Annotated in this window: 18 protein-coding genes; all 18 read left to right on the forward strand. The window is 41.4% G+C overall.

Annotation, left to right across the window (positions count from 1 at the left end; translation table 11 throughout):
* Nucleotides 1-481: 481 nt before the first annotated feature.
* The 18 genes from WC593_13720 to WC593_13805 are packed head-to-tail and all read left to right on the forward strand — an operon-like array spanning nt 482 to nt 17,744.
* Complete coding sequence (locus WC593_13720) at nt 482-1,747, forward strand: UDP-glucose/GDP-mannose dehydrogenase family protein (GenBank protein ID MFA4826204.1); 1,266 nt, start codon at nt 482-484, stop codon at nt 1,745-1,747.
* Nucleotides 1,748-2,611 carry a UTP--glucose-1-phosphate uridylyltransferase GalU gene (gene galU / locus WC593_13725; GenBank protein ID MFA4826205.1) on the forward strand — a complete coding sequence of 288 codons (864 nt, stop codon included), beginning with the start codon at nt 1,748-1,750 and terminating at the stop codon, nt 2,609-2,611.
* On the forward strand, nt 2,611-3,537 hold the full coding sequence (locus WC593_13730; GenBank protein ID MFA4826206.1) for an NAD-dependent epimerase/dehydratase family protein: 927 nt from the start codon (nt 2,611-2,613) through the stop codon (nt 3,535-3,537). The genes galU and WC593_13730 overlap by 1 nt, the downstream gene beginning before the upstream one ends.
* Nucleotide 3,538: 1 nt before the next feature.
* Entirely contained in the window at nt 3,539-4,375 is an 837-nt protein-coding gene (locus tag WC593_13735; protein ID MFA4826207.1) for an ABC transporter permease, read from the forward strand.
* Nucleotides 4,376-5,644, forward strand: coding sequence for an ABC transporter ATP-binding protein (locus tag WC593_13740; GenBank protein MFA4826208.1), 1,269 nt, complete (start codon nt 4,376-4,378; stop codon nt 5,642-5,644).
* Between the two features lie 25 nt (nt 5,645-5,669).
* Complete coding sequence (locus WC593_13745) at nt 5,670-6,434, forward strand: acylneuraminate cytidylyltransferase family protein (protein MFA4826209.1); 765 nt, start codon at nt 5,670-5,672, stop codon at nt 6,432-6,434.
* The gene (locus WC593_13750) at nt 6,435-7,451 is read left to right on the forward strand and encodes a class I SAM-dependent methyltransferase (GenBank protein ID MFA4826210.1); all 1,017 of its coding nucleotides are present in this window, start codon (nt 6,435-6,437) and stop codon (nt 7,449-7,451) included.
* 45 nt (nt 7,452-7,496) lie between these two features.
* On the forward strand, nt 7,497-8,453 hold the full coding sequence (locus WC593_13755) for an NAD(P)-dependent oxidoreductase (GenBank protein ID MFA4826211.1): 957 nt from the start codon (nt 7,497-7,499) through the stop codon (nt 8,451-8,453).
* Between the two features lie 3 nt (nt 8,454-8,456).
* Nucleotides 8,457-9,497: an N-acetylneuraminate synthase family protein gene (locus WC593_13760; GenBank protein ID MFA4826212.1), complete on the forward strand. Its 1,041-nt coding sequence runs from the start codon at nt 8,457-8,459 to the stop codon at nt 9,495-9,497.
* A gap of 13 nt (nt 9,498-9,510) precedes the next feature.
* Nucleotides 9,511-10,896, forward strand: coding sequence for a glycosyltransferase family 2 protein (locus WC593_13765; GenBank protein ID MFA4826213.1), 1,386 nt, complete (start codon nt 9,511-9,513; stop codon nt 10,894-10,896).
* A gap of 35 nt (nt 10,897-10,931) precedes the next feature.
* Nucleotides 10,932-11,423: an acyltransferase gene (locus tag WC593_13770; protein MFA4826214.1), complete on the forward strand. Its 492-nt coding sequence runs from the start codon at nt 10,932-10,934 to the stop codon at nt 11,421-11,423.
* Entirely contained in the window at nt 11,420-11,797 is a 378-nt protein-coding gene (locus tag WC593_13775) for a hypothetical protein (protein ID MFA4826215.1), read from the forward strand. The genes WC593_13770 and WC593_13775 overlap by 4 nt, the downstream gene beginning before the upstream one ends.
* A 5-nt stretch (nt 11,798-11,802) precedes the next feature.
* A complete protein-coding gene (locus tag WC593_13780; protein ID MFA4826216.1) occupies nt 11,803-12,723 on the forward strand; it encodes a class I SAM-dependent methyltransferase in 921 nt (306 codons plus the stop codon).
* 46 nt (nt 12,724-12,769) lie between these two features.
* A complete protein-coding gene (locus tag WC593_13785) occupies nt 12,770-13,780 on the forward strand; it encodes a Gfo/Idh/MocA family oxidoreductase (GenBank protein MFA4826217.1) in 1,011 nt (336 codons plus the stop codon).
* A 12-nt stretch (nt 13,781-13,792) separates the two neighbouring features.
* Complete coding sequence (locus WC593_13790; GenBank protein MFA4826218.1) at nt 13,793-14,878, forward strand: DegT/DnrJ/EryC1/StrS family aminotransferase; 1,086 nt, start codon at nt 13,793-13,795, stop codon at nt 14,876-14,878.
* Nucleotides 14,871-15,542: an acyltransferase gene (locus tag WC593_13795; GenBank protein ID MFA4826219.1), complete on the forward strand. Its 672-nt coding sequence runs from the start codon at nt 14,871-14,873 to the stop codon at nt 15,540-15,542. Before WC593_13790 ends, WC593_13795 begins: the two co-directional genes overlap by 8 nt.
* Complete coding sequence (locus WC593_13800) at nt 15,539-16,579, forward strand: SDR family NAD(P)-dependent oxidoreductase (protein ID MFA4826220.1); 1,041 nt, start codon at nt 15,539-15,541, stop codon at nt 16,577-16,579. Before WC593_13795 ends, WC593_13800 begins: the two co-directional genes overlap by 4 nt.
* A 16-nt stretch (nt 16,580-16,595) precedes the next feature.
* Nucleotides 16,596-17,744: a DegT/DnrJ/EryC1/StrS family aminotransferase gene (locus WC593_13805; protein ID MFA4826221.1), complete on the forward strand. Its 1,149-nt coding sequence runs from the start codon at nt 16,596-16,598 to the stop codon at nt 17,742-17,744.
* Nucleotides 17,745-17,749: the final 5 nt, after the last annotated feature.

The following is a 17,749-nucleotide window of genomic DNA, read 5'->3' on the forward strand; positions in this document are numbered from 1 at the left end:
TTGAATTAATAATTTTCCTCAAATATTATCTCGATTAGAACTTACGCAAAACGGGATCAAAACGGGCAAATCAAAATTGTTTGTGGGAATTCATCCGGAAAATTAAAAATCCCAACCCGCGATAAAAACCAATGAAAGATAAAACTCTCTCGATATGGAACTACATTTTCATTAAATTTTGACCAATCACAGTTATCTCAAAATGGTTTTCACTAACAATCGCTCTTTATCATTAGTTTTTTATAATGACCTGATCTCGGATAAACCGAAATACTTAACATTCTATAATTTTGTACAACACAATAGGTTATCCCGGTAGTCAATCATAAAAATTGGATTTTTTTATCGAAAAATATTAACTATGTTAGAAACTGGCTCTCGTATAGATATAATATACCTCCGGAAGGGAACGAATATTTCGAAACATTGTTTTATTTTTATGCCCATCTAAATATGATAGAAAATCGGAGAACGTGATTTCGTGAACATTTCGATAATCGGTACAGGTTATATAGGATCTGTAACAGGAGCATGTCTTGCAGAAATGGGGCATCACATTATTTTTGTTGGTAGGGATGCAAGGAAACTGGATATAATAAAATCCGGAAAAAGCCCAATTTTTGAGCCGGGTCTGGATCAGTTGTTATTGAAAAACCAGAAAAAAATAACGACGACAACAGATATTGCCGATGCGGTTTGGAAAACTGAAGCCACATTTATCTGTGTGGGAACCCCCCCCCTTGAAGATGGATCCAGTGACCTAAGCCAAATAGAAACTGTCTCCCACAGCATTGGAAAAGCTTTTCATTCCGATCCAAAACATCACACGATAATTACGAAAAGTACTGTCCTTCCAGGGACAATCGAAAACCTGATTATCCCAATTTTAGAGAACGAATCCGGAAAAAAAGCATTTGTCGATTTTGGCGTTGCTTCAAATCCAGAATTTCTCAAAGAAGGAACTGCTGTTGAAGATTTTTTTAAAACCGACCGGGTTGTCATTGGTGCCCAAGATAAAATAACCCACGAATTATTGGAAAATCTCTATTCCCCACTAAATGTCCCAATCTTTGTAACGACTCTTCGTACCTCCGAGATGATCAAATTCGCCAGCAATGCCTTCCTCGCAACAAAAATCAGTTTTGCCAATGAGATCGGAAATCTCTGCAAAGAACTGGGGATCGATAGTTTCTCCGTGTTTGACGGTGTTGGTCTTGATACACGAATTAATCCAAAATTTTTTCGTACGGGCATAGGTTTTGGAGGATCCTGTTTCCCAAAAGATGTATGCGCTCTTATTGCCCATGCAAAATCCATCGGAATCACACCAAGAGTTCTCAATGCCGTAATGGAGATAAATGACGATCAACCTGCACGAATGATATCCCTCTTAAAAAAACATATGAATCTCCAAAACCGCACAATTGGCGTACTGGGACTTGCATTCAAACCTGACACTGATGATATCCGCGAAAGTCGAGCAATAATCATAATCAATATGCTCCAAGAGGCCGGTGCGCATGTGATAGCATATGACCCGGTTGCCATGGATAATTTCAAACAGCAATTTCCGGATCTGCTCTATACAACATCTGCAATAGAAGTTTTGGATGCTGATGCCGTGCTCATTGTGACAGAATGGAAAGAATTTGAATCACTTGACTACCATGGAAAATTGGTCATTGATGGGCGCAGAGTTGAAAAAGCCCGTAAAGAAGCAGCAATTTATGAAGGGGTCTGTTGGTAAATGAGCGTTACGAAAGCAGTTATCCCAGCTGCAGGGCTTGGAACACGGTTCCTGCCAGTTACAAAATCGATGCCAAAGGAGATGTTGCCGATCATCGATAAACCGGCCATTCATTATGTAGTCGAAGAGGCAGTCGATTCCGGTATTGAGGATATTCTTCTCATAACGGGTCGGGGGAAACGGGCGATTGAGGATTATTTTGATGATGCACCTGAACTCAAGATGCATCTTGAACACCATGGTAAGTGCCAGCAGCTCGAAGATCTCCGGTGTATTTCACGTTTTGAAGGGATTCATTTCATCCGACAGCGGGAACCCAAGGGGCTTGGGGATGCAGTACTGTATGCCGAGAAACATTGTGGGATGGATCCATTCGCTGTTCTTCTCGGAGATGATATTATGAAGGACCATACACCATGTACAAAACAGATTATAGACATTTTTAATACAACAGGGTCATCAGTAATTGCCATTCAACAAGTTCCTGAGGAACATATCAGTAAATACGGTATTATTAAAGGTAAGGAATGCGGAGAAAACCTTATCCTTCTGGAAGATATTGTTGAGAAGCCACGTCTGGAAGACGCTCCCTCGAATTTCGGTTCTATTGGAAGATATGTATTCACTCCGACACTGTTCTCCTGCCTTAAACAGACCTCCAAAGGAGCCGGTGACGAAATTCAACTCACTGATGCAATTCGTCATCTTATGAAGAAAGAAGATGTGTATGCATATTGTTACCCGGGAAAACGATTTGATACCGGGGACAAACTGGGGTATATCGAAACGATTATTGCGTATGCACTTGAGGATAAAACTTTGAGAACTCCGTTGCGCGCATTTCTCAAAAAGAGCGTGAAATAATGAAAGCTCTCGTCACTGGTTGTGCAGGTTTTATCGGAAGCCATCTGACAGATCGTCTTCTGAAGGAAGGATATGACGTAACTGGTATTGATTGTTTCACAGATTATTATCCCCGATCCATTAAGGAATCCAATATTCGTGATTGCCGAAAGAACTCCCATTTCACATTTATTGAAAAGGACATCTTGGAGATAGACTCGTTTCCGGCTGTGGACTATATCTTTCATGAAGCAGCTCAGGCTGGAGTAAGGGCGTCTTGGGGGTCCAGTTTTGCCATATATACCCGGAATAACATTGATGCAACCCAAAAACTTCTCGAATATTACAAGAATACCCCTTTGAAAAAATTTGTCTATGCTTCTTCATCCTCTGTATATGGAGATGCACCTTTACCCATGCGTGAGGACATGAAACCCCAACCAATATCCCCATATGGTGTATCAAAACTGGCTGCTGAGCATCTCTGTTATTTATACTGGAAAAATTTCCAGATACCCACTGTTTCATTACGATATTTTACCGTCTATGGCCCAAGACAAAGACCGGATATGGGAATCAATAAATTTGTCCATTCGGTTATCAACAGTGATTCCATTGCAATTTTTGGTGACGGTACCCAAACACGTGATTTTACATATATTGACGATGTCGTTAAGGCAAACATGCTCGCAGCATCGAGCGAGATTAAAGGTGAATATTTCAACATTGGCGGTGGAAATCGTATTTCCGTAATTAATCTTATTCAAACTATTGGTGATATTTCCGGTAACAGCCCGAAAATTCATTATCTTGATAAACAGAAAGGGGACGTAGATAATACATGGGCCGACACTAAAAAAGCAAGGGATTTCCTTCATTGGAACGCTGATGTTGATATAAAGGACGGACTCCGGAAATACATTCAGTGGGTTAAAGGAAGTTTCTGAGATGCCGGATGCAGACAATGATTATGAACTGGTAATACAGCCGAATTATGGGATTCTAGATCTTAACTGGAAAGAAATTATCGAACATCACGAGCTCCTTTTTTTTCTCTCGCTTCGCGAGATCACAGTACGCTACAAACAAACGGTAATTGGTGCAGGTTGGGCTTTACTTCAACCATTTTTTACCATGATCATATTCACTTTAATTTTTGGTGGCCTTGCCAATATCCCTTCTGATGGAGTCCCGTATCCAATATTCTCCTATTCTGGGCTTTTACTCTGGATATATTTCTCAAATTCTGTAAGTCTTTCTGGTATTAGCATTGTCAGTAATATGAATATGATATCAAAAGTCTATTTTCCCAGGATATTTATCCCTACAGCACCTTGTCTCGCTGGAGTTGTGGATTACAGTATTGCGATAAGTATCCTTGCGATAATGATGGTCTATTATGGAATTTACCCTGGTGTAATGATCATTCTTCTCCCAATAATTATCCTTCTCACCCTGTTGCTGGCTGCCGGTATGGGATACTGGCTTTCATCGATTTGTGTCAAATACCGTGATGTGAAATTCGTCCTTCCATTCCTTATCCAGCTTCTGATGTTCATCTCCCCCGTCATCTATCCGACAACTATGGTTGGAGAGAATTATCGTTGGCTCCTTCTCCTCAATCCTCTCACCGGGTTGATTAATGCACACCGCGCCTGTTTACTGGGAACAATTGAATTTGATCTGTTCGGACTTATTATATCGGCGATTATTACAATGGCAATCTTCCTTTCAGGAATTGTCTATTTCAGAAAAACAGAAAAATATTTTGCGGATCTGATCTAAATGGCAGAAAATAAATTGGAACGACCGATCATCGAAGTACGGCACTTGTCAAAAGAGTACCGTATCGGTGCAGACCGATCGTACAAGCTTCTTGGAGAAACAATCTCAGACATTATCAAAAACCCTGTGAGAACCTTTCATGAATTTTCACATTTTTACAATACGTTTTGGGCATTAAAAGAGGTTAACTTCACTCTTGATCGTGGCGATATTGTTGGTATAATCGGGCCAAACGGTGCAGGAAAAAGTACGCTCCTAAAGATTCTTACACGAATTACCAGTCCGACCGATGGAGAGATAATCCTTCGCGGGCGCGTTGGAAGCCTTCTTGAAGTAGGGACCGGATTTCATCCGGAATTAACCGGACGGGAGAACATATATTTTAACGGCGCGATTCTTGGCATGAAAAAAAAAGAGATCGACCGCAAATTCGATGAAATTGTATCCTTTTCCGGTATAGAAAAATTTATCGATACTCCGGTGAAGCGATACTCAAGTGGTATGCATGTCAGACTCGCATTCTCTGTTGCAGCACATCTTGACCCGGAAATAATGATGATTGATGAAGTGCTTGCTGTCGGAGATGCGGCGTTCCAGAAAAAGTGCTTAGGAAAAATGGAAGAAGTCGCATCAAGGGGAAGAACCGTCCTTTTTGTCAGTCATAATATGGCAATCATTGAACAATTATGCAAAAAAGCCATTCTCATCGATAAAGGGCGGGTAATTAAAATCGGAAAAACCTCAGACGTTATTGAAGTATACCTTTCCATGCAGGTAAATCATGATAAATCGACAAAACGCTTATTTGAAGAACAACCTCACAAGGATTTCCAGATTCTGGCAGCAACAACAAAAAATATTGAACATCAAGAGGTTGCCGATTTTTATTGCGATCATGATTTCTTGATTGATTTTGAATGTAAAGTGAACAAAACTATTCCTGGCTTGTATGGATATATGGAAATACGCAAAAAAGACGGGGCTATTGTCATGGTCTCGGACAGTTTCGATATGGGAGAAAATCCTCTCGATGAACTGAACGAAGGATATTATTCTCTTCAGATACAAGTACCAAAACGAAGTCTTGGCCCGGGAACTTATGATGTATTTATCAACTTTACCAGTAAATTCCACGAAAAATCATTTCAGGTTGAATCACCGGGGATTGTCTGTTCATTCGACTTGCAGGATCATAAATCCAAGCGTGGCAATAAACGTCGGGGCCATTTCAGCACATTATTACCATGGCATGTTCACAAAAAGCCATAATATCCAAACGGAGTGTATCTGAATTATGAACACTAAAAAATACCGGATTCTCGGAATTACTCTTGCACGAGGCGGATCAAAAGGTGTCCCTCACAAAAATATTCGCCCGATTCTCGGCATACCCCTCATTGCATACACCATTGCGGAGGCAAAACAGAGCGCGTTTATATCCCGGTATATTATCTCTACCGATGACCCCGAAATCCAGAAAGTAGCCATAGAATATGGAGCTGATGCACCATTCTTGCGACCCGCCCATCTCGCAACGGATGAGGCCACATCGCTCGATGCCATGAAACATACTGTTGAATGGGCTGAGACGGAGGAAGGGATACCATATGATTTTGTTGTAGAACTTATGTGTACAAATCCCATGAAAATAACTGCAGATATTGATGCGGCAATTGAAAAGTTGATAAAAACCGGTGCCGATTCAGTTATTGGTGTAACAAAACTTAATGATCATCATCCCGCACGGATCAAGAAAATTGTTGATGACCGGATCGTAGATTTCTGTGTCCCTGAACTTTCCAGTCGGCGTCAGGATCTTAAACCGGATGCATATATCCGAAATGGTTCAATCTATGCCATGACCCGAAATGTCCTCATGGTTAAAAACGCTCGATATGGTACCACAGATAGTCGTCCGTATTACATGCCTGATGAACGTTCAGTCAACGTGGACTCAATTATGGATTTTTATATTGCTGAACTACTCATGAAACAGGACCCACGCCCATATGTGGTGGATTTTAAAACCACTAATCTTCTGAAACAAAGGAGTGATTAAATGGAATATGTTTACGGTAAAGAGATTGATATTTTTCAATTAAAAAAACCGGTTCTGAATAATATCCGGGAGCACCTCGAAAAAACTAAAAAAATTACAGATTTTCTATCAGATAATGAAATCCCGGTCGAGCAAAGAGAATGTTATATTTGCGGGAATAAGGAATCAAGACTAGTCGTAAACATACATGGATTTCCTTATGTAGAATGCACAAACTGCAGCCATGTATATACAAATAAACGTTACTCAGAAGAATCAATAAGGAGATTTTATCAGAAAAATGCATACTGGTCTGAGATAACCTATGCGAACAAGGAGACCTGCTTTTACCGGCGAGATCATGTTGCTCTGCCAAAAGTTGAATTTGCGGAAAAACACCTTGGGATTTCCCGGGGCAAATGGATTGATGTTGGATCTGGTATAGGGGATCTTGTAAGTGTCCTTTTATCCCGGGGTTGGTCCGCATATGGTCTTGAACTGAGTGAAAGTTCTGTGAATTTCGCAAAAGATACCTTCAATGTATTTTTGATGAATCAGACCCTACAGGAATTTATTGCGGTCCATTCTGAAAACTCGGAAAAAATGGATGTGGTTTCATTCATTGGTCTGCTTGAACATGTTATCAATCCATTGAATCATCTTTCAATGGCACATTCTCTCTTGAAATCCGGGGGGGCAGTCATGATTCAGGTTCCAAATGCCCATTCAGTGGCATCAATGACCCAATCCCTTTTCCCGGAAAATGTTTTCCGACATATGAGCCCCAGTGAGCACATTATGCTCTTTACTGAAAAATCTTTAATAACCGCACTTGAAAAAACCGGTTTCACGCCCGTCGTTATTTGGTATCACGGACTAGATATTTATGAACTTTTGAATAATCTTATACTAGTAAATCCCCGGGTTCAGGATTCTGAGTTGTATAGAGCGTTTATCGATAATATCAATGAATTACAATTAATCTTTGATAAAAAAGGTCAGAGCGATCGGATCATCTGTATCGCAATAAAGAATTAATTCAACTAATTTCATAAAATCAAAATCTAGACTGAGGGATTGTCAATGCCAAAAATACTTGTCATCACACCAGTTAAACATATTCCTGGGGTTCAGGAATTACTTGAAAGCGCAGGTGATGTTGAATATTATGATAATCCAACGTTAAACGAGGTCTTGGGAATAATACCTAAATATAATGTGATTTTTACCAATCCTAACAAATCTAACGTGTTTATCGGCAGAGATTTGATTGATGCAGGGAAAAATCTGCGGGCAATCTGCACAGCATCAACCGGACTGAATCATATAGACATTCAATATGCAAAAAGCAAGGGAATTACAGTAATTTCCCTGACAACAGAGATAGATGTAATAACGAAAATTTCATCCACCGCCGAACATGCATTTGCCCTTATGTTTGCGGCCCTGCGTCATATACCTCAGGCTTTTGAATCGGTAAAGTCCGGTGAGTGGGATTATACTAAATACATTGGGAGACAGATGGACTTCCTTACCGTAGGGGTGGTCGGGTATGGCAGACTCGGAACAAAATTTGCTGCCTATGCCCGTGCATTTGGATGCAAAGTTCTTGTTTATGATCCATATAAAACTGTTGAAAGAACCGATATCTACCAAGTTGGACTCGATCAGCTTCTTCAGGATTCAGATATTATAAGTTTGCATGTTCACGTTACTACTGAAACAAAAAATATGGTAAACAGTTCGTGGTTTTCAATAGTAAAGCCGACGGTCATTTTAGTAAATACTTCCCGGGGTGATGTTATTGTTGAAAAGGATGCGATCAATTTTTTAAGAACACATCCGGATTCGTGTCTTGCAGTGGATGTTATTGCGGATGAAGTCCAGTCTAAAAAACAAAATCTATTTATTGATTATTCCAAAAAGCAAGATAATCTGATCATTACACCCCATATTGGGGGAATGACGGTCGAGGGTCAGATGATCGCATATTCCCATGCGGCAAAATTACTAAAAAATTTCCTTGAAAAGGGGGATTGAGAATTGAAACTCATAGAAATATTTCAAAATAAAATAAATCCGGAAACCTGTTACATCATTGGCGAGATCGGTTTAAACCACAACGGTTCGTTAGATATCGGGAAAAAACTGATTGATGTCTGTGCTATTGCCGGAGCAGATGCGGTTAAATTCCAGAAACGAACTGTTGAGGACCTAGCCGTAAAATCTGTACTTGATGCTCAGGACAGCAGGTTTCCTGAATTCGGTAAAACTTACGGTGAAATCCGAAACCATCTTGAGTTCGATTTTACAGCTTATCGGGAATTAAAAGAATATGCGGAACAAAAAGGACTGGAATTTCTCTGTACCTCTTTTGATAAGGATGCAGTAATATTTCTTGAACGCCTTGGCGTTCGGTATTATAAACTGGCAAGCCACAGTTTGACGAACATTCCTCTGCTCAACAGTGTGGCAAAAACGGGAAAACCTACAATTCTGTCTACAGGAATGTGTGAGCTTGACGAGATTGATGATGCGGTCGCAATCTTCAAACATGCAGGAACCCCTCTAGTTCTGCTCCATTGCGTTTCAGCATATCCGACTCCCTTGGAAGAATGCAACCTTTCCATGATCTCCTTCTTAAAAGAACGTTATGGGGTGCCTGTAGGTTATTCCGGTCATGAAATTGGATTACTGCCAACACTCGCAAGCGTTGCTATGGGTGCAGAATGCATTGAGCGTCATATTACCCTTGACCATACGATGATCGGATTTGACCATCGTATTTCCCTTGAACCTTGTGAGCTAATTACTCTTGTTCGGGAGGTCAAAGGAATACTTGCAGCACGTGGAAAGCCTATAAAACAAGTGTCTCCGACAGAAAATATCACCCGGCAAAAATATCATGTTTCTGCAGTATCTGCATGCAAAATTCCTATCGGTACATTCATTTCCGAAGATATGATCGTTTATAAAAACCCAGGTACCGGCATCGCGCCACGAAATATTGCAACAATTCTGGGAAAACGAGCACGGAAAGATATTCCGGAAGATATTATCCTTGAAATGTCCTGGTTTGAATAATGGGGTTGGAACGATGGTGAACGTTTCGATAATAATTCGGACAAAAAATGAAGAAAGGTGGATTGGATCCTGTCTGAAAATGGTTTTTTCACAGGAATATAACGATTTTGAAGTAATTATTGTGGATAATGACAGTAGTGATGGTACGTTGACCATTGCACAACGTTTTCCTATTGCAAAAACACTCACTATTAAAAAATTTATGCCAGGTCATGCTCTCAATGAAGGTATTCGTGCATCTCAGGGAAAATATATCGTATGCCTATCCGCACATTGCATTCCCGAATCGAATATGTGGCTGTCCGGGTTGCTGGAGAATTTTTCCGATCCAAAAATTGCGGGAGTATATGGACGTCAAATACCGGTCTGTTTCAGTGACACTCTCGATAAGAGAGATCTGATTAATACGTTTGGCCTGGATCGCAGGATACAAGTAAAAGATACGTTTTTTCATAACGCAAACAGCATGATCCTTCGGGAGATCTGGGAGAAATATCCATTTGATGAAAATGTTACCAATATTGAAGACCGTGTCTGGGGTAAGGCTGTCATCGATGCAGGATTCAATCTCGCCTATGAACCTGAAGCAATGGTCTATCATTACCACGGGGTTCACCAGAGTAACGATCCTGTCCGAGCAAAAGGGGTCGTATCAATAATCGAACAGGTTGCCGGTACTGCACTTAACGGTTTACCGGATCCCATGAAGCCGGAAAACTGTAATGTTATGTTAATATTACCGGTCCTTGGGGAGGTTATCCAGATTGATGATTTGAATCTCCTCAAACAAATAATAAAAACAGCGAAAGACTCAAAATATATCAAAGGGATCTACGTTTTTTCTGAATCAGAATCCGCTATAAAGATATCTCTTGAGGAAGGGATTTCCTGCATACGGCGTCCAGAATGGTTATTGTCCACGAATAAGAGTATAGAAGATGTCTTGCAATTCGCTTTAACTCAAATAGAAGAAACCGGTGTTTATCCGGATATAATCCTTTACGCAAATTATCTGTATCCCTTCCGTCCAAAAGATCTCTTTGATAACCTCATCTGTGATTATATTTATAAAGGGCTTGACAATGTATTTCCGGGATTCAAAGATTTTCAGAACTATTGGGAACTTTCACCGGAGGGTTCATTCAAACCCATCAACGAAAACCTCAAACCGCGTGATCATAAAAACCCTTTATTTCGTTCGCTTTATGGTTTGGGATGTGTGACATCTGTTCCTCTTATACGTAGTGGCAAGATGGTGGGGGGGAAGATTGGAATTCTTCCGCTCGAAGATCCACTCTTTACGATAAAATATGATAATGAGTATTCAAGAAAACTGATTATGATGATCTATCATGAACAAAAAAAAATCCGACACACATCTGGAGTTATGCATGAGTAGTATATACTTTAATTATTCTATGCACGGGTGATAAAATGCCGGTTGCAGATTCTGTCACTGTAGGAAAGAATGTAATAATCCATCATCCAGGTCTTGTTAATCTTTATGGATGTTTTATTGGTGATGACACAAAAATCGGCACCTTTGTTGAGATTCAAAAAAATGCGCGGGTCGGTTCCCGATGTAAAATCTCTTCACATAGTTTTATCTGTGAGGGTGTGATCCTTGAAGATGAAGTTTTTATTGGGCATGGTGTTATGTTCACCAATGATCCAACTCCTAGGTCTACTGATAGAACAGGATTGCTGAAAAAAGATGGCGACTGGAAAGTTGTCCCAACTCTTGTTAAAAAAGGGGCAGCTATTGGGAGCAATGCAACGATAATTGCCGGTGTAACAATTGGGGAGTCTGCGCTTGTGGGAGCAGGTGCAGTTGTCACCCATGATGTACCCCCATATGCTAAAGTTGCGGGAGTACCCGCACGCATTCTTGGAAACGTAACCGATGTTGCCGAGAGGATATTATGACATATATGGGTTGGATTCTCCTCCTTTTTTGTGGTATTGTACAAACAGCGGCAAATCTGTGTTTACGTGCCGGTGTAGATCGGGCAGGAGGTTTTTTTTTCAATATTCCAACCATGAGTCAGTCAATGATGAAATTATTGAGCCAGCCATTGTTTGATATTGGCGTAATATTCTATGCGTTGGCGGCTATAATCTGGTTCCGGATAATAGCAACAGAACAACTGAGTATTGCTTATCCGGTTCTTGTGAGTGTCACATTTATCCTTGTCACTATCGGGGCTGTGTTGATTTTTCAGGAATCAATGACATGGTTAAAAATCCTTGGAGTATTAACAATAATTGTGGGAATTGTTATCATGAGCTGGAGTAAGTGAGTTTTATGGTGGGGGAATTGAATAGTAAATTACAATTTGTCAATAAATATGATGATATCGATATCAACATTGAAGAATTACACTCACAGTTCAATCGAAAAACATCATCATTTTTTTTTAAATTAAAATTATATCCAACCCTTTTATTGATCTATCTTGGATTATGGGAAAGACTCATAGATTCGGGTAATATTCGTTATTATTTTGAAGAATTCTCCAATTATTGGACATCATCACTTAAAGGACGTCCATTAAGAATCCATGATTTTTTTTATTTATACTCCAATTATCGTGGAAAATTTCATTCGATTGAGATAAAGGATAATTCAACCGCAGACGAATTTCTTAACACTTGGCAAAAAAAAGAGAATATTTTTCTGGTATTCCAAAGTGTGTATAAATATGCATTATATCCGATTTCATTCTACCCATATAAAAATTACATACGACGTGCAAACCAGATATTAGAATATGGATGTGGTGTTGCACCGATTACTCAAAGTTGTCTGAGGTTTTCAATTAAAGAACAACAATGTTTTACTATTGCAGATATCAGGAGTTTTTCTTTTCACTATGCGAAATATCAATTATCAAAATTTGAAAAAGTTACTTTTATAGATATTCCACCGCATAAACCGGTCCAATTTCCAAAAAAATTTGATTTGGTTTTTTTAATGACTGTGATTGAACATTTACCCGATCCCCTCGAAGTTCTCCAAGGAATAACGAATAATCTAAATGATGATGCAATCCTAATATTTGATTTTGTAAAAAGTGAGGGGAAAGGACTGGATACAATCGAAGCCTTAAGACAAAGAAAAGAAGTTTTAGACTTTATTAATTCCAATTACAGTCTCATTTCAGGTAAGTTTTATTTTGAAAAATCGATGGGAACAACAATCGTAAAAAAACGTGACCGCAAATGAATACGAAATTGCATATTTTTAATTATTATCGGGGTAAGTGAATAGTATGGTAGGTGTTGGAATTGTCGGGTATGGATATTGGGGTCCTAATCTGGTCAGAAATTTTTCCGAGGTTGACTGCTGTGAGGTTGTAGCTGTTTCTGATTTCAGGAAAGAACGCTTATCACTCGTTTCCAAACGTTATCCCAAAGTAAAGACTACAACTGAATTTCAAGATATTCTTCGTAATGAGGCTGTCGATGCAGTTGTTATCGCCACACCGGTTTCAACTCATTATGATCTTACTATGCAGGCATTGCGTGCAGGCAAACATGTTTTTGTAGAGAAACCGATTGCCCACTCCTCAAAAGCTGCTCAGGAAATGATCGATGAAGCAAAACGACTGGGACTTACCCTGCAGGTAGATCATACCTTTATTTACACCGGTGCCGTCGAAAAAATGCACCAGCTTGTTGCAGGAAATGAGCTGGGTGATATTTACTATTATGATTCGGTCCGGGTGAATCTGGGTCTCTTCCAGAACGATGTAAGTGTGGTCTGGGATCTTGCAGTCCATGATCTCGCCATCATGGATTATATTATTCCGGAACGTCCTGTTTCAGTATCTGCCATTGGTATCAGCCATGTGCCGGGAAAGCCCCAGAATCTTGCCTATATCACGCTCCTCTTCAATTCCACCCTGATTGCCCATTTCCATGTCAACTGGCTTTCACCGGTAAAAGTACGTCGTGCCCTCCTGGGCGGTAGTCGCAAGATGGTGGTGTATGATGATCTTGAACCCAGTGAAAAGATCAAGATTTATGACCGGGGTATCACCGTTCAGCAGGACAAGGACGACCTCTACAAACTCATGATCGGGTATCGTGTTGGCGATATGCATGCGCCGCAGCTTGATATTACTGAAGCACTCTTAAAAGAAGCCCGGCATTTCGTGGATTGCATCCAGCACCACAAAAAGCCCCTCACGAGTGGCGAATCCGGCCTTCAGATCGTAAAAATCCTCGAAGCAGCATCTGAATCGATGACCAAAAATGGAAAATTTATCCCCATTTCATAATACGGAGCACCCATGATTCCATTTCTTGATCTTCGGGCACAATACCATTCGATAAAAGAAGAGATTGATGCAACAGTACTTAGGGTTCTTGAGAGCACCCAGTTTGTTTTGGGGGATGAAGTCACTGCATTTGAAAAAGAATTTGCAGTTTATTGCGGTGCAAAGCATGGAGCCGGGGTAAATTCCGGGACCAGTGCCCTTCACCTGGCGCTCCTGGCTGCCGGTGTGGGTCCGGGCGATGAAGTGATTACGGTTCCCTTTACCTTTGTTGCAACAGTTGCTGCGATTGGTTATACCGGTGCAAAACCCGTTTTTGTTGATATCGACCCGGAATCGTTCACTATAAACCCAGATCTTATCGAATCGAAAATTACGCCCCGTACCAAAGGGATTATTCCGGTTCATCTCTATGGTCAGCCTGCAGATATGGATCCCATCATGGCTATTGCGAAGAAATATAACCTGACGGTGATTGAAGATGCTGCACAGGCGCATGGTGCAGAATATAAAGGACGTCGTGTCGGAAGCATCGGGGATATGGGTTGTTTCAGTTTTTATCCGGGAAAAAACCTCGGGGCCTATGGTGAAGGGGGCATGGTGACAACAAACAATCCGGAATACAACCGTGTTGTGAGGATGCTTAGGGACTGGGGTGCAGAGAAAAAATATTATCATGATCTCAAAGGGTTTAATTACCGCCTAGAGGGAATGCAGGGGGCTATCCTGCGGGTAAAACTCAGGTATCTTGAACAATGGACTGAAGCACGGCGTGCCCATGCGAAAAAGTATAACGATCTGATCACCGGTGTCCCGACTCCGAAAGAGATGGCATATTCACGCCATGTCTACCATGTATATGCTGTTCGGACATCACAGCGGGAATTGCTGCAAAAGAAATTGCAGGAACAAGGAATCAGTACGGGGATTCATTACCCGATTCCTGTTCACCTGCTCAAAGCATGGCAGGAACTCGGATACCAGAAAGGGGATTTCCCCCACAGTGAGAAAGCAGCAGATGAAGTTTTGTCGTTGCCGATGTTTCCGGAAATGACGGATGAACAGATCGAAATGGTAAGCAGGTTGGTTTATAATGGATAAACCAAAATCACGAGTTGTAAAAGCAGTTCATGGCATCCGTGAAATTAAAAAGGATCCGGAATTTGAAATTGGATTGTCAAAACATTTACATGAAAAATATAGCCGACAAGGATTGTGTGAACTCTATAGCAGGTTTGTCAACGGAAATGGTGAACTGGATTTACTGATACGTCGTGCTATTTTGCGTAGTATAGTCAAATGTTTTGGTAGTGGTATTCAAATTAACAGTGGTGTTCAATTTAAACACCCCGAAACATTTGAAATTGGTAATAATGTGTTTCTTGGAGAAGGGACATATATTCAAGGTCGTTTTGATGGAAGATGTATTATCGGAAACAATACTTGGATCGGTCCCATGAGTTATTTTGATGCAAGGGATCTAATCATCGGAGAAAATGTTGGTTGGGGTCCTGGAGCAAAAGTTCTTGGTTCAAAACATACGGGGAATCCAGCTGATGTTCCGATAATTCAAACGGATTTGGAGATTATGCCCGTTATAATTGAGAACAATGTCGATATTGGAGTAAATGCTGTAATTTTACCGGGTGTTACTATTGGGGAATCAAGTATAATCGGTGCTGGAGCTGTGGTTGTAAAGGATGTCCCCCCATATTCCGTTGTGGCTGGTGTGCCAGCAAAAGTAATAAGGAGTAGGAAAGTATGATGAAAACCGAAGAAGGGCCGAATAATTTCAATAAATCATTAAAAACGGCTCTCGTAACCGGTGGAGCCGGTTTTATCGGTTCTGAATTAGTTCAACAACTTGCCTCGCGTGGTTATCAGGTAACAGTTGTAGATAATTTTGTGAATGGGAAACGTGAAAACCTTGCAGGGGTTCCGAAAAAATCTTTAAAGATCATTAAGGGAGACATTCGGGATGAGAAACTTATCCGGAATCTCATGGACGGAACTGATATGGTATTCCACCTTGCATGTCTCGGCGTCCGGCATTCAATCCACTCCCCGGTGGAAAACCATGAAGTGAATGCCTTTGGCGCACTTAATCTCCTCCTTGCCGCAAAAGAGGCGGAAGTAAAGCGTTTTGTCCACATTTCTACCTCCGAAGTATACGGAACTGCCATGACTGTTCCCATGGTTGAAGATCATCCCACGTATCCGATGACCGTTTATGGTGCAGCCAAACTCGCTGGCGAAGCGTATGCCCGCGCGTTTTACCGGACTTATGGTTTCCCGACCGTTATTGTACGGCCGTTCAATACATATGGCCCACGATGCCACCATGAAGGAGACAGCGGGGAAGTGATCCCGAAATTCATGTTGAGGTGTCTTGCGGATCAACCCCTGGTTATTTTTGGGGATGGGACACAGACACGGGATTTTCTCTATGTCAGTGATACTGCTCGAGGAATTATTCTGGCAGGGGAGTCTGCTGATACTATAGGAAACACCATTAATCTGGGATCAGGTTCTGAGATTACCATCAATAAACTTGCAAAGGCCATTTCTGGTGTCACGAAAAAACCAGATGCCCGAATGCAACACGAAACGCAGCGCCCTGGAGATACCTTGCGATTGTATGCCGATATATCCCGGGCAAGAAAGATCCTTGATTTTAAGCCAAAGGTCACGCTGAAAGAGGGGTTATCCAATCTGATGGCTTGGTATACAAGTCAGGGATCCTCTGCTGAAGACTTACTCGAACAAGAAGTAACTCATACCTGGATAAAACATGAACCGTAATGTTCAAGAAAAACGCATGACAATTCCTGTGGCAAAACCTTGGATGGGACAGGAAGAGGCTGATGCTGCAAAACGAGCAATTCTCTCTGGGTGGGTTACCCAGGGACCGGAAGTTGCAGCGTTTGAACGGGAGTTTGCTGCTACAGTTGGTGCCACATATGCCTGCGCTGTTTCCAACTGCACAACCGCCCTTCATGTCGCCCTCCTTGCCACCGGTGTAAAAAACAACGATGAAGTAATCACGGTCAGTCACTCGTTCATTGCGACGGCTAACAGTATCCGGTACTGTGGAGCAATCCCGGTCTTTATCGACATTGATCCCCGTACTTTTAATATGAATCCGGACCTGATTGAAGACGCCATCACAGATCGTACAAAGGCAATACTTGCAGTGCATCAGCTGGGGATGCCCTGCGATATGAAAAAAATCAATACGATTGCATGTAGTTATGACATACCGGTTATTGAAGATGCTGCATGTGCAAGCGGAAGCGAAATCCGGAATGGAAGAACATGGGAAAAGATTGGAAAACCTCACGGGAATATTGCCTGCTTCTCCTTCCATCCCCGCAAACTTCTCACAACCGGTGACGGGGGCATGTTAACCACCGGACAGGTTGACCGTGATGCCACATTCCGTCTTCTCCGGCAGCATGGGATGAATGTACCGGACTCTGTCCGTCATGGTGCTCATGAAGTAATCTTTGAATCCTATCCGGTTTTTGGTTATAATTACCGTATGACCGATATTCAGGGAGCTGTTGGCAGGGAGCAGTTAAAACGGCTTGATGATATGATTGAACGCCGCAGGTATCTTGCGGAACGATACCGGCAGGTTCTTGATGGAACTACGGATTTAATCCTCCCGTATGAACCACCCTGGGCAAGTAGTAACTGGCAAAGTTATTGTGTGAGACTCACTGACGTATGTGATCAGAAGAAGATAATGCAGTATCTGCTCGATAGGGGAATTGCCACACGTCGCGGGGTTATGTGTGCCCACCGGGAAAATCCCTATGTAGGTACCTGCCGGTTTGATTTGTCTGAATCAGAAAAAGCCCAGGACCATTGTATTATCCTGCCACTGTTTCACCAGATGACAGATAAAGAACAGGATTATGTTGCAAAACACTTGATAACTGCATGTCATGAGATGATTAAATGACTGAA

Source organism: Methanoregula sp. (genome assembly GCA_041645435.1).
Lineage (GTDB): Archaea > Halobacteriota > Methanomicrobia > Methanomicrobiales > Methanospirillaceae > Methanoregula.

Coding starts and splice junctions, on each gene's coding strand:
- WC593_13780 (MFA4826216.1), top strand. CDS start 11,803: ATGGTGGGGGAATTGAATAGTAAATTACAATTTGTCAATAAATATGAT.
- WC593_13785 (MFA4826217.1), top strand. CDS start 12,770: ATGGTAGGTGTTGGAATTGTCGGGTATGGATATTGGGGTCCTAATCTG.
- WC593_13790 (MFA4826218.1), top strand. CDS start 13,793: ATGATTCCATTTCTTGATCTTCGGGCACAATACCATTCGATAAAAGAA.
- WC593_13755 (MFA4826211.1), top strand. CDS start 7,497: ATGCCAAAAATACTTGTCATCACACCAGTTAAACATATTCCTGGGGTT.
- WC593_13800 (MFA4826220.1), top strand. CDS start 15,539: ATGATGAAAACCGAAGAAGGGCCGAATAATTTCAATAAATCATTAAAA.
- WC593_13775 (MFA4826215.1), top strand. CDS start 11,420: ATGACATATATGGGTTGGATTCTCCTCCTTTTTTGTGGTATTGTACAA.
- WC593_13795 (MFA4826219.1), top strand. CDS start 14,871: ATGGATAAACCAAAATCACGAGTTGTAAAAGCAGTTCATGGCATCCGT.
- WC593_13730 (MFA4826206.1), top strand. CDS start 2,611: ATGAAAGCTCTCGTCACTGGTTGTGCAGGTTTTATCGGAAGCCATCTG.
- WC593_13750 (MFA4826210.1), top strand. CDS start 6,435: ATGGAATATGTTTACGGTAAAGAGATTGATATTTTTCAATTAAAAAAA.
- WC593_13770 (MFA4826214.1), top strand. CDS start 10,932: ATGCCGGTTGCAGATTCTGTCACTGTAGGAAAGAATGTAATAATCCAT.
- WC593_13740 (MFA4826208.1), top strand. CDS start 4,376: ATGGCAGAAAATAAATTGGAACGACCGATCATCGAAGTACGGCACTTG.
- WC593_13765 (MFA4826213.1), top strand. CDS start 9,511: ATGGTGAACGTTTCGATAATAATTCGGACAAAAAATGAAGAAAGGTGG.
- WC593_13805 (MFA4826221.1), top strand. CDS start 16,596: ATGACAATTCCTGTGGCAAAACCTTGGATGGGACAGGAAGAGGCTGAT.
- galU (MFA4826205.1), top strand. CDS start 1,748: ATGAGCGTTACGAAAGCAGTTATCCCAGCTGCAGGGCTTGGAACACGG.
- WC593_13745 (MFA4826209.1), top strand. CDS start 5,670: ATGAACACTAAAAAATACCGGATTCTCGGAATTACTCTTGCACGAGGC.
- WC593_13735 (MFA4826207.1), top strand. CDS start 3,539: ATGCCGGATGCAGACAATGATTATGAACTGGTAATACAGCCGAATTAT.